Origin of the sequence: Bifidobacterium mongoliense DSM 21395, from assembly GCF_000741285.1 — a bacterium.
GTDB classification, from domain to species: domain Bacteria; phylum Actinomycetota; class Actinomycetes; order Actinomycetales; family Bifidobacteriaceae; genus Bifidobacterium; species Bifidobacterium mongoliense.
This window is the reverse complement of sequence record NZ_JGZE01000010.1, coordinates 1-15,253: the sequence shown is the minus strand read 5'-3', so window position 1 is coordinate 15,253 and position 15,253 is coordinate 1. Positions and strand designations below refer to the sequence as shown.

Sequence of the window (15,253 nt, the reverse complement as noted above, 5' to 3'; positions counted from 1 at the left end):
GCTCAGCACCGTCTTGTAGGATATGGCGGTATGTCGATTCTTGAACTGCTGGCGATGATATTCGATCCGCAAGGCGCACGGTCGCGCTCCGGCCGTCGTGGGGAGGGACCGAGTCGAGACGGCGATGATCCCGTCGTGGTCGACGTCCATGTGGATGGCGACCCTCGGGCCGAAGCCGGCGCACCGTCCGGTCCCGCGGCTCCGAAAGCACGGGGCAGGCTGAACTCCGGCCGCCCGTCGGGCGGCGCGAACCGAGGCATGAAGGCCCTGATCGCCCTGGTGGTCGTTGTGGCCGTGGTCGTGGGATTGTTCTTCGCCTTCGACCATTTCGCGACCGATCTCATGTGGTACGGCCAGCTCGGATTCCTCAGCGTCGTATGGACCCAGTTGTTCACGAAGGTCGGATTGTGGCTCGCCTACGCCGTGCTCATGGCGCTCGTCAGCTACTGCTCGGCGACCTTGGCCATACGGGCACGTCCCGATGCGTCCGATGGCTCGACGATCCGGATCAACGGGGATGTGATCGAGATCGGCAAATCGGTGAGTTCCGCGAAGGCCCGTCGCGTGGCCGTGATCATCTCCGCACTGGCCGGTCTGCTCTTCGGTGCGCAGTTCAATGCCAACTGGGCCCAGATCCTCCTCATGTTCAACGCCCAGCCCTTCGGGGTCAAGGATCCGCAGTTCGGTCTGGACAACGGCTTCTATGTCTTCATCTTGCCCGGACTCAAGCTTGTGGCCTCCGCGGTGACCATGTTGCTGCTCGCGGGCATCGTCTTCTCCATCGTCACCCATGTCATGATGGGCGGCATTCGCCTGACCATGCCGGTGCATGGCCGTGGCCTGTTCTCCATCACCGCCAGGGCGCGCCGGCAGATCGCCATCTGGCTTATGCTCACCATGCTCGTCTGGGGTGTCAGCCAGGTGCTCGGCGTATTCGCTCAGCTCACGGTCGAGGGTGACCGCATCACCGGCGCCTCCTACACCGCGACGCATGCCGGCATCCCCTTCGCCCTGCTCATGGCCGGGCTCACGGTCGTGCTCGGCGTCATTTTGGGCATATGGCTCATGCGTTCGCATGCTTTGGAAGGCAGCGTTCCCGCAGGTGTGCGGGCCAAGGCCGCGCTGAAGGCCTGGCGCACGCCCGTGATCGCGATAGCCGCGACCCTCGCCATCGCCCTGGTGCTCACCGGCATCTGGCCGGCGCTCGTGCAGCGTTTCCGTGTGCTGCCCAACGAACAGGAGGTCGAATCGGCGTACATCCAACGCAACATCGATGCGACCACGCACGCCTATGGGCTCGACCGTATGACGACCGAGGGCTATAACGCCACCACCGAAGGCAAATCGGGGGCGCTGTCCTCCGACGCCGAAAGCACCGCGCAGATCCGCCTGCTCGACCCTCAGGTCGTCTCGCCGACCTTCAAGCAGCTGCAGCAGTCCAAGCAGTATTACACGTTCGCCGATTCGCTGGCCGTCGACAAATACGACATCGATGGAGTGAGCCAGGACACCGTGATCGCCGCCCGCGAGCTCAACCTCGACGGCAACGACAACCGCAACTGGGTCAACGACCATACCGTGTACACGCACGGCTACGGGGTGGTGGCCGCTTACGGCAACAAGGTCACCCCCGACGGACAGCCGCAGTTCTTCGAGTCCGGCATCCCGACCCAAGGCAAACTCACCGACAGCCAGCACTACGAGCCGCGCATCTACTTCTCACCCAACGCACCGGAGTATTCCATCGTGGGTTCGCCCGAAGGGTCCAAACCCTGGGAATTCGATTACCCCACCGGATCCGACGGGGCCACGAACACCTTCAAGGGCAACGGCGGTCCGAGCATCGGCAATCCGTTCTCCCGATTGCTGTACGCCATCCGCTTCGGTTCCGATCAGATTCTGTTCTCCGACCGCGTCACCTCGCATTCCCAGATCCTGTACAACCGCGATCCCAAGGAACGCGTCATGAAAGTGGCCCCCTACCTCACGGTCGACGGGCGCGTGTACCCGGCGGTCGTCAACGGCCGGGTCAAATGGATCGTCGACGGCTACACGACATCCGACGCCTACCCGTACTCCCAGATGACCGACCTGGGCGGCGCCACCGAGGATTCGACCACGGCGACCTCGCACACCATCCGAGGTCTCAACCCGCAGCGCGCGAACTACATCCGCAATTCGGTCAAGGCCACCGTCGACGCGTACGACGGTTCGGTGGATCTGTACGCCTGGGACACCAAGGACCCGATCATCAAGGCCTGGCAGCACATTTTCCCGGGCCAGTACCACAGCATCTCGGAGATCGACGGCCAGCTCATGAGCCACCTGCGCTATCCCGAAAGCCTGTTCAAGGTGCAGCGCAAACTGCTGTCGCAGTACCACGTGACCAGCGCGGGCCAGTTCTTCTCGGGCGAGGATTTCTGGCAGAGCCCCACCGATCCCACGGAGACGCAACAGGCCCAGCAGGAGGACATCCTGCAGCCGCCCTACTACCTCACCTTGCAGACCGGCGGCACCAAGGAACCGGTGTTCTCGCTGACGTCGTCGTATATTCCCGCCGGCAGCGCGAAACGCGAGATCCTGACCGGATTCCTCTCGGTCGATTCCGACGCGGGCGGCACCAAGGGCGTCGTGGGGCCGCATTACGGCACCCTGAGACTCCAGACCCTGCCCAAGGATTCCAACGTGCCCGGCCCGGGCCAGGCGCAGAGCAACTTCGACGCCAAGGACACGGTGTCCAGGGAGCTCAATCTGCTGCAGACCGGGTCCACGAAGGTCAAACGGGGCAATCTGCTCACGTTGCCGCTCGGCGGCGGGCTCGTGTACGTCGAACCGGTGTACATCCAGTCCAGCGGCGCGACCAGTTACCCCCTGCTCAAGAAGGTCCTGGTGGCCTTCGGCGACCAGGTGGGCTTCGCCAACACCCTCGACGAGGCGCTCGACCAGGTCTTCGGCGGCGACTCGGGCGCGCAGGCGGGCGATGCCCAGAATGCGCATGGCGATACCGCCGACGGCCGGTCCTCCGGTGAGGGGACGGGCGATACGACGACGCCGAAGGACAAGGACCAGGGGTCCGGCTCCGCCAAACAGCAGGGCACCGATCCCCGGCTCAAGCAGGCGCTCTCCGATGCCGCTCAGGCGATGAAGGATTCCGATGCCGCCATGAAGTCCGGCGATTGGAACGCCTACGGACAGGCGCAGAAGGCGCTGAGCGAGGCACTGAACAAGGCCACGGAGCTCGGCAAATGACCCAGGTGTCGATCCGCCCCGCACGCGAGGAGGACCTGCCGGCGATCACCGCCATCTACAACCAGGCGGTGATCGCCGGCGGAGCGACCGCCGACCTCACGCCGCGCACCCTGGACCAACGCCGCGCCTGGGTCGAGTCGCACGCGCCGCGCACACGCTACCCCGTGGTGGTCATGGAGGACGGTGCCGGGGAGGTCGTCGCCTTCGGATCCCTGTCCCGGTACCACGAGCGGGAGGGGTACGACGGCGTCGACGAACTGAGCTACTACGTGGACGAGCGCCATCGCCAGGCCGGATACGGTTCGAGGATGGTGGACTGGCTGCTGAGCGCCGCGCGTGAACGCGGTGTGCGCATGGCCGTGACGCTCATCTTCGCCGAGAACGCGGGGTCGACGGCGCTGATGCACCGGTTTGGCTTCCACCGCTTCGGATTGCTGCCCCGGGCCTGTTCCGACGGCAGTCGACTGCTCGACATGGCCTACTGGTACCTCGATCTGTAGCGTCCGATCAGCCGACTCGTCGCTTGGCGTGGATAGGATGGTGCGGCTGATCGGTGCCATCATCGGGACGCGGCGCGTAACGACGCCGACGATGATGAGCGCCGAGGATCGACGCTTGACGATCGAAGATACGATATCTGCAATACCAAGGACGAGGAAGAGGGACCATGGCTTCTGCCTTTTGGCTGGTCGCCGGATTGGGCAATCCGGGTCGAACCTACGAGGGGACCCGGCACAATATGGGATTCATGACGGCCGACGTGCTGGCCGAGCGCTGGTCCGTGGCCTTCGCCGACCACAAGGGGCTGGCCAAGCTGGGCAAGGGAGCGATGGATCTGGGAGGTCATCGGATCAAGTTCCTGCTGGCCAAGCCGTTGACCTACATGAACGACTCGGGTGACGCCGTCTCCTCGATCGCCACGTACTACGGCATCGCCGCCGACCGCATCGTCGTCATCCATGACGATATGGATCTCGAGTTCGGCCGCATCAAGGTCAAGCGCGGGGGCTCCGCGGGGGGCCACAACGGTATCAAGTCGATCGACCGTTCCCTGCGCACCAATGAATACGCTCGTGTCCGCATGGGCGTGGGCCATGCTCGCCGCGGCGCGCATGCGCACGACAACACCGTCAATTGGGTGCTGGGTGGTTTCGCCCCGCAACAGCGCGCTGCGCTGCCCGATTTTCTGGCGGACGGCGCCGACGCCGTCGAGACGGTGATCACCGACGGTCTCGCCGAGGCGCAGGAGCGGTTCAATGGCCGCTGAGGACTCCGCTCCCACATCCCGTTCCACATCCCGCGGGACCATCGTCGGGACCATCGTCGGGGCCGCGAGAGGTCACCGCGCCGCCACGCCGCAGCTGCCCGACGATGGCGCACTGGCGTCCATCCTTGAGGGGCTCGGGCATGACCAGACGTTCCATGAACTCGTCGAAGGGCATGTCGAGGAATCATCGGCGGCCGCGGAACCCGGTCTGCTCGTCGGCGCGCCGGGAGGGTTGCGTCCCGCCATCGCGGCAGCGCTGGCCAGGCGCGCGATGGTCGTCCTCATCGTCGCTTCGAGCCGGGAGGCCATGGAGGGCGTCGAGGCGATACGTTCCTGGTATGACGGCGATCCGGCCGAAGTGTGCCAGTTCGAAGCATGGGAGACCCTGCCGCATGAGCGGCTCTCACCCCGCGCCGATACCGTCGCGAGCCGCATGTCCGTGTTGCGTCGGCTCAAGCATCCGAATGACAACGACCCGATGTTCGGGCCCATCCGAATCCTCGTCATGCCCGTGCGTTCGCTCATCCAGCCGGTGGTCGCCGGGCTCGGCGACGTCGAGCCGCTCGTCTTCGCCAGGGGCGAGGAACTGGCGCTGGACGAGGCGTCGGCACGTCTGGTGCGCAACGCCTATACCCGTGCGGAACTGGTCATGGATCGCGGCGAGTTCGCGGTGCGTGGCGGCATCCTCGACGTCTTCCCGCCCACGGCGCCCCATCCGGTGCGCATCGAGTTCTTCGGCGATGAGATCGAATCCATTCGTGAGTTCCACGCTTCCGATCAGCGAACCTACGGCGACGACATCCCCAGGATCTGGGCGACGCCCTGCCGGGAGCTGCAGTTGACCGATCGGGTTCGCGAGCGCGCCCGCTCGTTGGTGGGCTCGATACCCAACGCCGACGAGATGCTCGAGTCGATCGCCAACGCCATGCCGGTCGAAGGCATGGAATCCCTCATGCCCGCTCTGATCGACGACATGGAGGCCGTGCCGGGGCTGTTGCCTCCCACTTCGGCGATCGTGCTGTCCGACCCCGAGAAGCTGCGGCGCGCCGCCACCGATCTCATGACGACGGCGAACGAGTTCCTCGCCGCGAGCTGGCATGTCGCCGCCAGCGGCCATGGCGCCGGCGCGCCGATCAGCTTCGACCAGGCCAGTTTCCTCGATTTCGACGAGGTCATCTCCTCCCTCGCGTTCTCCAGGCACACCGTCTACCGTCTCACCAGCTTCGGGGTGGATCCGAGCCTGCCGGGCCACGTCCAGCTCGACGCCCAGGACCCCGAGCAGTTCCGCGGGGACGAAACCCGTGCATCCCACGGCATCGAGGGCCTTATCGACGGCGGCTATGACGTCGCCATCACCTCGCCGGCCCAAGGCACCTTGTCCCGGTTGACTCGCGTGCTGCACGAGACCGGCATTACGCGGTTCACGGCGATCCGTTCCCACGCCGTCGACGGGTTCGTCGATCATGCGGCGAAACTGGCGTTGTTCACCGAACGTGATCTGACCGGACGCACGAGCGTGGCGGGGCAGACCAAGACTCCGAAGCGCCGGCGCAAGGCCATCGACCTCGTCGAACTCAAACCCGGCGACTTCATCGTGCATGAGCAGCACGGCATCGGCCGCTTCGTCGGTATGCGCCAACGCACCACGGGAACGGGAGCCCGCGAGGCCACACGCGAGTACCTGGTTATCGAATACGCGCCGTCGAAGCGCAACGCCCCGGCGGACAAGCTTTTCATACCCACCGATCAGCTCGACCAGGTGAGCAAGTACATCGGCGCGGAGACTCCGAAGCTCAACAAGCTCGGCGGCTCGGACTGGGCGGCGACGAAAAGCAAGGCCCGCAAGCACGTCCACGAGATCGCGGCCGACCTGGTCAAGCTCTATTCGGCGCGGCAGAGTGCGAAAGGCTTCGCCTTCAACCCCGATACGCCGTGGCAGAAGGAGCTCGAGGACGCTTTCCCCTACCAGGAGACGGCCGATCAGCTGACCACCATCGACGAGGTCAAGGCCGATATGGAGAAGCCCGTGCCGATGGACAGGCTCATCTGCGGCGACGTCGGCTTCGGCAAGACGGAGATCGCCGTGCGCGCGGCATTCAAGGCGATCCAGGACGGCAAGCAGGTCGCGGTGCTCGTGCCGACGACCCTGTTGGTGCAGCAGCATTATGAGACCTTCACGGAACGCTACGAGGGCTTCCCCGTCAACATCGACGCGATGAGCCGGTTCCAGAGCGCCAAGGAGATCAAGCAGACGCTTGAGGGATTGAAGAAGGGCACCATCGATCTGGTGATCGGCACGCATAAGCTGCTCAATCCCCAGATCGCCTTCAAGGACCTGGGGCTCGTGGTCATCGATGAGGAGCAGCGGTTCGGCGTCGAGCACAAGGAGACGCTCAAGGCCCTGCGGACGAACGTCGACGTGCTCTCCCTTTCGGCCACGCCCATCCCTCGCACACTGGAGATGGCCGTGACGGGGATACGGGAGATGTCCACCCTCGCCACGCCTCCCGAGGACCGTCTGCCGGTGCTCACCTACGTCGGCGCCTACGATGACGCACAGGTCAAGGCCGCCGTCAATCGTGAACTGCTGCGTGGCGGTCAGGTGTTCTACGTGCACAACCGCGTGGAGGACATCGATCGCGTCGCCGCACAGCTCCACGAGCTGGTGCCCCAGGCGCGCATCGGCGTGGCTCACGGCAAGATGGGGGAGAAGCGACTCGATGGGGTGATCCGCGACTTCTGGCACCGCGACGTCGACCTGTTGCTGTGCACGACGATCATCGAGACGGGTCTGGATATCTCGAACGCCAACACGCTGATCGTCGACCATGCGGACCGTTTCGGTCTGAGCCAGCTGCATCAGCTGCGCGGTCGCGTCGGGCGCGGCCGTGAACGCGCCTATGCCTACTTCCTGTACGATCCGGCCAAACCGATGACGCAGCAGTCGCATGACCGGCTCGCCACCATCGCGCAGAACACGGCGTTGGGTTCGGGCTTCGACGTCGCGATGAAGGATCTCGAACTGCGGGGGACCGGCAATCTCCTGGGCGACGAGCAGAGCGGTCACATCGAGGGCGTTGGCTTCGACCTGTACGTGCGCATGGTCTCCGAGGCCGTTGAGCAGTACAAGGAGCCTGATCGTCACGAGCCGATCACCGTCACCATCGACCTGCCGATCGAGGCGTCCATCCCCGTGGCCTACATCGATTCGGACAAGCTGCGGCTCGAGGCCTACCGCAAGCTGGCCGCCGCTCGCAGCGAGGACGATCTCAAGGAGTTGCGCGAGGAGCTGACGGACCGCTACGGGGCATTGCCCGATGAGTTCTCCTCCCTGTTCGCCATCGCACGGCTGCGTGCCAAGGCGCGGTCCCTGGGTGTCGGCGAGATCGTGACGCAGGGCAGTCGTGTGCGCATCGCGCGCGTCGATCCGGCCGAATCGGTCCAGATGCGCCTGTCGCGCATCTACCGCGGCGCCCAGTATCGTCCGGTCACCCACACGCTGCTCATCCCCGCGCCGTTCTCGGGGTCACTGGGGTCGAAGCCCATGACCGGCGAACAGATCGTGGCGTGGGCGTCCCAACTGCTCGACGACCTCGCATGGAAGCCCGGTCCGCGCTGAGTCGCGAGATTCGCCGATCGGGTGGGTAATCCACACGACCCGCGCGGAGAGGCCGGAGATGGGGTGAGGATTGGCTTCATTCTTCGGCTGTTAACGGTAACGGTCTTTACCCCCTCGGGGGAGCTCCTCGTCCAATTGACGCACTATCCTTGAAGATGTCAAAACAACCAACGCTTGAAGGAGTAGTTGTGGCAGCAATTGAAAGCGTGTACGCGCGCGAAATTCTTGATTCCCGTGGCAATCCGACCGTTGAGGTCGTCCTGGACACCGAAGATGGTGCGCAGGGTCTCGGGCTGGTTCCTTCCGGCGCCTCCACCGGTGAGGCAGAAGCGTGGGAGCGTCGCGATGGCGACAAGTCCCGCTATCAGGGCAAGGGTGTGCTCGACGCGGTCAAGGCCGTGAACGAGGTCATCGCCCCCAAGGTCATCGGCATGGACGCGACCGACCAGCGTGCCCTCGATGACACGATGATCGAGCTCGACGGCACCCCGAACAAGGGCAAGCTGGGCGCGAACGCCATCCTCGGCGTCTCCCTCGCCGCGCTCTACGCGGCGGCCGAGTCCGCAGAACTGCCGTTGTACCGCTATATCGGCGGCACCAACGGCCACATCCTGCCCGTGCCGAACATGAACATCATGAACGGCGGCGCGCATGCCGACTTCGCGACCGACATTCAGGAGTACATGATCTCCCCGTACGGTTTCGACACGTATCACGAGGCGCTGCGCGCCGGTGTCGAGGTCTACCACACCCTCAAGGGCATCCTCAAGAAGGACGGCCATGAGACCGGCTTGGGCGACGAGGGTGGTTTCGCTCCCAAGATGAAGACCAACGAGGATTCCCTCAAGTACATCGTCAAGGCCATCGAGGCCGCCGGCTATGAGCCCGGCAAGCAGATCGGTCTGTGCCTGGACGTCGCCTCCTCCGAGTTCTACAACAAGGAGACCGACTCCTACCACTTCGACGGCGCCGACCGCGATGCGGCCTACATGCTGGATTACTACAAGGAGCTTGTCTCCAAGTATCCGCTGGTCTCCATCGAGGATCCCTATGCGGAAGAGGATTGGTCCGCTTGGCAGAAGATCACCGCCGAGCTCGGCGATCAGCTGCAGTTCGTCGGCGATGACCTGCTGGTCACCAACCCGAAGCGCCTGCAGAAGGGCATCGACCTGCACGCGGCCAACTCGCTGCTGGTCAAGCTCAACCAGATCGGCACCGTGACCGAGACCCTCGACGCCATCGAGCTGGCCACGGCCAACGGCTTCACCTCCATGGTTTCCCACCGTTCCGGTGAGACCCCCGACACCACGATCTCCGATTTGGCCGTTGCCAAGAATACCCGCCAGATCAAGACCGGTGCCCCGGCACGTGGCGAGCGTATCGCCAAGTACAACCGCCTGCTGGAGATCGAGGAGGAGCTCGGCTCCACCGCGTCCTACGCCGGCTACAGCGCCTTCAAGGCCTGCAAGCAGTACATGAAGTAACCTGCGATTCGCGCCGCTCCGGCGGGCATCCCCATATGAGGGCCATGCTCGCCGGCTCGTCGGTGCGTTCGGGTTGACGATACCCGTCGCGTTCCCAGTCGAATGCGACGGGTATTTTCATGGCTATGGGCAAAACGACATCAGGCGGGAACACCGCTACGGGACGACGGAGGTCCGGGGGTGGGCCAGTGGCTTTCTTCATCGCCCTGTTCATCGTGGCGTTGGGTGCGATTCAACTGGTCTCCACATTCCACACCTACGCGTTGAGCCTTGCCGAGCTCAATGGGCTCAAGCGACAGGAATCGGTGCTCATCGAGCGTAAACGCGAGCTGGAGAACGACATCTCGCGATGGGATGACAAGTCCTATGTGACCGCGCAGGCGCGTGATCGGCTCGGTTTCGTCTTTCCCGGCGAAGTCGCCGTGCGCGTGGAGCACCCCGAGTCGGTCACCGGGCAGGAGCACGTCAACGACAAGGCCGCGTCCCAAGGGTCGACGCATAGTCCGTTGCCGTGGTACAGCGAGTTGTCGTATGCCTTCGCCAAGGCGGATCAACCGGTGAAATCGGGTGCTGCGGCGAAGGGCACTACGTCGAGTGGCGCTGCGTCATCCTCGAAACAGCATGCACAGCAGCCCGATCAGCACGATACGAATGGATCGAAGACGGGGGATACCAAGCAGTGACGACCGACAACGATGAGCGGATGGATATGGATATGGTGCACGCCGCAGTGGACCGGTGTATGGCGCATCCCGCGACAGCCGGGGATGTCGCGATCGTGGAACGCCAGCTTGGGCGGTTCCCCCGTGGCATGCTTGCCGTGGGCGCCCGTTGCGTATGCGGGCAGCCGTTGGCCGTGATCACCCGTCCGGTATTGCCCGGGGGCACGCCGTTCCCCACGACCTGCTACCTCACCAGTCCCGAGGCGGTCAAGGCCGTGTCTCATCTCGAAGCCAACGGCGTCATGCGGGAGTACAACGAAGCGTTGGAGGGTGACGAAGCACTCAGGGGCCGATACGAGCGGGCACACCACTGGTATCTTGCGTTCCGCCACGAGATCGCCGTGCGCGTTGGTGACAGTGAGGAGCATATCGCTTCGGTCAGCGCGGGGGGCATGCCCGTGAGGGTCAAATGCCTGCATGCGCTGGTGGCTCAGACCCTGGTCATGGGTCCGGGCGTCAATCCGTTCGGCGATATGGCGCTGGACAGGATGGTCGACGAATTCAGCCCGACGGTCTGCCGCTGCGCGTCGCGTGGACAGGATGTCTGATCCGTGCCGGGATACAGGCATGGGTTGCATGCACGGGATGCGCGACCCGGCCACAGTGTCGGGTAGATGAATGACGATGGTGGAAGTACGAACAAGGCCCGATGCGGGCAGAATGGGACGGATGGGATGACGACACGCGATGCGGTGACGGTGGCCGGGATCGACTGCGGGACGAATTCGATACGACTCAAGATCGCCTCGGTGGACGCCGATGGTGTGCATGAGATCGTGCCCCGCATGTTGCGGGTTATCCGATTGGGGCAGGACGTCGACAAGACTCACCGTTTCGCCCCCGAAGCTTTGGATCGTGCGTATGCGGCGGCGCGTGAATTCGCCGGGGTGCTCGCACAGCATCCGGTCGACGGCATACGGTTCGTCGCCACCTCGGCCACACGCGATGCCGCCAATCGGCAGGAGTTCGAGGATGCGATGCAGCGGATTCTCGGCGTCGTGCCGGAGGTGATACCGGGCACCGAGGAGGCGGCGTTGAGCTTCTTGGGGGCAACCGGTGTGGTGCGCCGTGCCGACCTCAAGCCGCCGTATCTGGTGGTCGATCTGGGCGGCGGTTCCACGGAACTGGTACTGGGCGGTGACGGCGTCGAGCTGCCGGCCACCAGCGTGAAAGCCGGCTATTCGATGAACATCGGTTCGGTGCGCATGACCGAGCGTCATCTGTGCGACGATCCGCCGACCCAGGAGCAGATCGATGCGGCGATCGCGGACATCGACGCCCATATCGAGGAGGCCGCAGAAACGGTCGACCTGGGTGCGACGAGGACGATCATCGGCGTGTCGGGTACGGTCACCACGATGACGGCGTTGGCGATGGGACTCAAGGTCTACGACCATGCCAAGGTCGATGGGCGCCGTATCGCATTCGATCAGGCGTATGAGGTCGATGACCGCTTCCTGCGCATGAGCCGGGCGGAACGGAGCACCTATAAGACCATTCACCCCGGTCGTGTCGATGTGGTCGGCGGCGGTGCCCTCGTCTGGAACCGTGTGCTCGCCAATGTGGGGGCGGCGACCGCGGCTCGCGGCGGCGAACCCCTCGATTCCTTCATCGCTAGCGAACACGGGTTGCTCGACGGCATCGTGCTCGACTATGGCAGGAGATTGCTCGCCGTGCGGTGATCTCACGTTCGTCGGTGCCGCGTTCCGGTCGCCGAATCGTGACATAATACAACGGTCGGCCATGCGTATGCGCGTGGCCGACGTCAGGCCCCCGTGGCGGAATCGGTAGACGCAACCGACTTAAAATCGGTCGCCATTGGCTTGTGGGTTCGAGTCCCACCGGGGGTACGACACCAATCAGGAGAACGGTTCGCGGCATCGACGCCGCGAAGCGAAGCAGACCACAACCGACCACATGTATCCCGAATGTATCCCATATTGTGCCTGGAAATGCGAGGGTAACGCCGGATGGGATAGGCTGGCTCCATTCGACGATGAGTGCGTGGTCGACCGGCGGATATGCCCATGTGACATCATGCGACAGGAATTGGTGATGCCGTGTGGTCGGCCGATGAGCGCACGGATATCGGGCATCGAGAGCAGGAGGGCCATATGGCTTCAGGATGGTGGAACGTGACCCGCGAGGGCGATGAAGGATTGCCTACGATGCTTGTGCAGGCCATCTCCGCGGCCACGGCGCTCTGCGTGGGTGAGCTGCTGTGCGCCCCGATCTATGTCGCGCTGGTCGGCGGCAAGGTGGCCTTGGTACCGTGGGCGTTGACCGCCTGCTTGTTGTCCGTCGCCTTCGTCTACACCGTGGGTTTCGCGCTCCTGTGGTGCGTCGAAGGGCTGATGCGCAATGGCACGCCGCGGTGGCGGCCGCTGATCGGTGGCGTCGCCGGGCTGATCGGTTTCGGATTCTGGGGCCGGTTCGTCATCGCGGCCTTCCTTGACTCGTTGCGCGTACCGCTGGGACTGTCGCCGCTGGGCCTTGGCCCGATCGTCACGGTCGTGATCAACAGCGCCGTCTTGGGTTTTGCGGCGTTCTTCCTGGGGTACATCGCCCCCAAAGCCTTGGCCAAACGCCGTGCCACCGTCATCGTCATGGGTGTGGCCACCGTGGTGCTGGCCATCGCGGGCGGGTACTATCTGTCGCGGATGTACGCGGTACTGTACTGAGGATGATGGCGATGAAGGGTGGAGTATGACGCAGGGTACGCACGAGCCATTCAGTGTGCTTGATATGTTCAGCATCGGCGTGGGACCAAGTTCCTCGCATACCGTCGGTCCGATGCGGGCCGCTCACGTCTTCGTCGAGTCATTGGTCGACAGCGGCATGGTCGGGGGCGTGGCACGCGTGCGGGTGGTGCTGTACGGTTCGCTCGCCATGACCGGACGGGGACATGGCACCGACCGCGCCATCGCCGCCGGGCTCGAGGGCGCTCTTCCCCAGAGCGTCGACACGGCCCATATGCTCACCATCAGGGACGAATACGCCGACAACCCTCGCATGATGCTCGGGGGTGTGCAATCCATCGGCTTCGATTACGACCGGGATATCGTCTTCGAATTGTGGCGGCGGCTTGCGGCCCACACCAACGGCATGCGGTTCACGGCCTACGACGCCGATGACCAGGTGGTCGACGAGCAGGTGTGGTATTCGGTGGGTGGCGGTTTCATCCGGTCCGGCCATCGCGACGATCTCATGATCGGCATCCACGATCACGCGCCGAAAGGCAGCACATTCGCGGAGGGTGATCAATCCGAGGTCATTGGATTCGGCGATCAGGCGCCCTATGATTTTGATTCATGCGATGAGCTCATGCGGCTGTGCGAGCGGACGGGATCGAGGGTGTGCGACCTGGTCATGGCCAACGAGCGGGCCATTCGGTCCGAGGATGAGACGCGGGCCAGGCTGCTCGATGTGTGGTCGACCATGCGCGCATGCGTCCTCGCCGGTTGCACGAGCGATCAGCGGATGCTGCCCGGTGGTTTGGAGGTCAGGCGGCGGGCACCGGTGATGTACCAGCGACTGTCGTCCAACAGGGACGTGCTGGTACGAGGGCATCGCGGCTCGGCGGCGTTGGAGTCCTCGGATGCCGCATGGGTGGATCTGTTCGCGTTGGCGGTCAGTGAGGAGAACGCCGGGGGAGGCCGCATCGTCACTGCTCCCACCAATGGCGCGGCGGGCATCATCCCCGCGGTGCTGCATTATTACTGGAACTTCGTCGAGGGGGCCGATCAGGACGGCGTCGTGCGGTTCCTGCTCACCGCGGGCGCGGTGGGGTATCTCTTCAAGCGCAACGCCTCGATATCCGGCGCCGAGGTCGGTTGCCAGGGGGAGGTCGGTTCCGCGTGTTCCATGGCCGCAGCCGGTCTGTGCGAGGTGTTGGGCGGCACCCCGCGACAGGTCGAGAATGCGGCCGAAATCGGCATCGAGCATCACCTGGGCCTTACCTGCGACCCGGTGGGGGGACTTGTGCAGATCCCCTGCATCGAGCGCAATGCCATGGCGGCCAACACCGCCATCAACGCGGTCCGCATCGCCATGCTGGGCGACGGGTCGCATCGCGTGAGTCTCGACCAGGCCATCCGCACCATGCGCGATACCGGCGAGGACATGATGTCCAAGTACAAGGAGACCGCACAGGGGGGTCTGGCGGTCAACGTCGTCGAATGCTGAGCGTCGTGGCGGGATGTGCCGTGTGCCGCGGTGCGCAGCGCCCGTCGGGGCGGAAGTGCTAGGCTGTGGTCATTGTGTCTAAGGAGGCCAATATGACAGCGAATATGCCACAGGTCAACGCCGAATTCGGCGCGGCCCCGGTCATCACCTTCCCCTCGGAGCAGGCGCCGGCGGGGCTGAAGGCGGAGGAACTTGTCGCAGGAACCGGCCCGATGGTCAGGCGCGGCGACACCGTGACGGTCAATTATCATGGCGTCGTGTGGGGCGGCGACACGCCCTTCGATTCGAGTTTCGATCGTCATCAGCCCGCGAGTTTCGGCATCGGCATCGGCCAGGTCATCCAGGGATGGGATCGCACGTTGCCCGGCCACAATGTGGGTTCCCGGCTGCTGGTCTCGATTCCCCCGGAGTACGGTTATGGCCACCAGGGCATGCCGCAGGCGGGCATCGGCGGCGACGACACGCTGGTGTTCGTCGTCGACATCATTTCGACGCGTTGAGTGGTCCGCGCCGGATGCCGGTCATATGATATGACGGTGTTCGACGTCGGGCATGACGACGCGAATATGGTAATGGGGCGGCGTCGGCGCGATATGTGCCGGCGTTGCGTTGGATAAGGTCAGGGAGGCATGTATGGCCGAGGAGAAGACGATCCTGCTGACGCAGGAGGCATACGACAAGATGAAGGGCGAGCTCGCGCATCGTGAGGGGGAGTACCGCGGACGAG

Annotated in this window: 11 protein-coding genes, 1 tRNA gene and 1 pseudogene; all 13 read left to right on the top strand. The window is 64.4% G+C overall.

What is annotated here, in order from left to right; translation table 11 throughout:
• Positions 1 to 30 precede the first annotated feature (30 nt).
• Entirely contained in the window at positions 31 to 3,249 is a 3,219-nt protein-coding gene (locus tag BMON_RS04090; protein WP_033511080.1) for a UPF0182 family membrane protein, read from the top strand.
• The gene (locus BMON_RS04085) at positions 3,246 to 3,749 is read left to right on the top strand and encodes a GNAT family N-acetyltransferase (RefSeq protein WP_033511078.1); all 504 of its coding nucleotides are present in this window, start codon (positions 3,246 to 3,248) and stop codon (positions 3,747 to 3,749) included. Before BMON_RS04090 ends, BMON_RS04085 begins: the two co-directional genes overlap by 4 nt.
• Positions 3,750 to 3,916: 167 nt before the next feature.
• A complete protein-coding gene (gene pth, locus BMON_RS04080; RefSeq protein ID WP_033511076.1) occupies positions 3,917 to 4,516 on the top strand; it encodes an aminoacyl-tRNA hydrolase in 600 nt (199 codons plus the stop codon).
• The gene (mfd, locus tag BMON_RS04075) at positions 4,506 to 8,135 is read left to right on the top strand and encodes a transcription-repair coupling factor (RefSeq protein ID WP_081882875.1); all 3,630 of its coding nucleotides are present in this window, start codon (positions 4,506 to 4,508) and stop codon (positions 8,133 to 8,135) included. The genes pth and mfd overlap by 11 nt, the downstream gene beginning before the upstream one ends.
• Positions 8,136 to 8,323: 188 nt before the next feature.
• Entirely contained in the window at positions 8,324 to 9,619 is a 1,296-nt protein-coding gene (eno, locus tag BMON_RS04070; RefSeq protein ID WP_033511075.1) for a phosphopyruvate hydratase, read from the top strand.
• Positions 9,620 to 9,738: 119 nt separating this feature from the next.
• Positions 9,739 to 10,302, top strand: a complete 564-nt coding sequence (locus BMON_RS04065) for an FtsB family cell division protein (RefSeq protein WP_033511074.1) — start codon at positions 9,739 to 9,741, stop codon at positions 10,300 to 10,302.
• 20 nt (positions 10,303 to 10,322) lie between these two features.
• The gene (locus BMON_RS10385; protein WP_033511302.1) at positions 10,323 to 10,889 is read left to right on the top strand and encodes a DUF501 domain-containing protein; all 567 of its coding nucleotides are present in this window, start codon (positions 10,323 to 10,325) and stop codon (positions 10,887 to 10,889) included.
• A gap of 126 nt (positions 10,890 to 11,015) precedes the next feature.
• Entirely contained in the window at positions 11,016 to 12,023 is a 1,008-nt protein-coding gene (locus tag BMON_RS10380) for a Ppx/GppA phosphatase family protein (protein ID WP_033511072.1), read from the top strand.
• A gap of 87 nt (positions 12,024 to 12,110) precedes the next feature.
• A tRNA-Leu gene (locus BMON_RS04050) sits at positions 12,111 to 12,191 on the top strand.
• Between the two features lie 264 nt (positions 12,192 to 12,455).
• On the top strand, positions 12,456 to 13,022 hold the full coding sequence (locus BMON_RS04045) for a hypothetical protein (protein ID WP_033511300.1): 567 nt from the start codon (positions 12,456 to 12,458) through the stop codon (positions 13,020 to 13,022).
• Positions 13,023 to 13,047: 25 nt separating this feature from the next.
• A complete protein-coding gene (locus tag BMON_RS04040) occupies positions 13,048 to 14,526 on the top strand; it encodes an L-serine ammonia-lyase (RefSeq protein ID WP_033511071.1) in 1,479 nt (492 codons plus the stop codon).
• A gap of 92 nt (positions 14,527 to 14,618) precedes the next feature.
• Positions 14,619 to 15,026 carry an FKBP-type peptidyl-prolyl cis-trans isomerase gene (locus BMON_RS04035; RefSeq protein WP_033511070.1) on the top strand — a complete coding sequence of 136 codons (408 nt, stop codon included), beginning with the start codon at positions 14,619 to 14,621 and terminating at the stop codon, positions 15,024 to 15,026.
• 133 nt (positions 15,027 to 15,159) lie between these two features.
• Positions 15,160 to 15,253, top strand: a pseudogene (locus tag BMON_RS04030) (transcription elongation factor GreA); the annotation flags it as partial.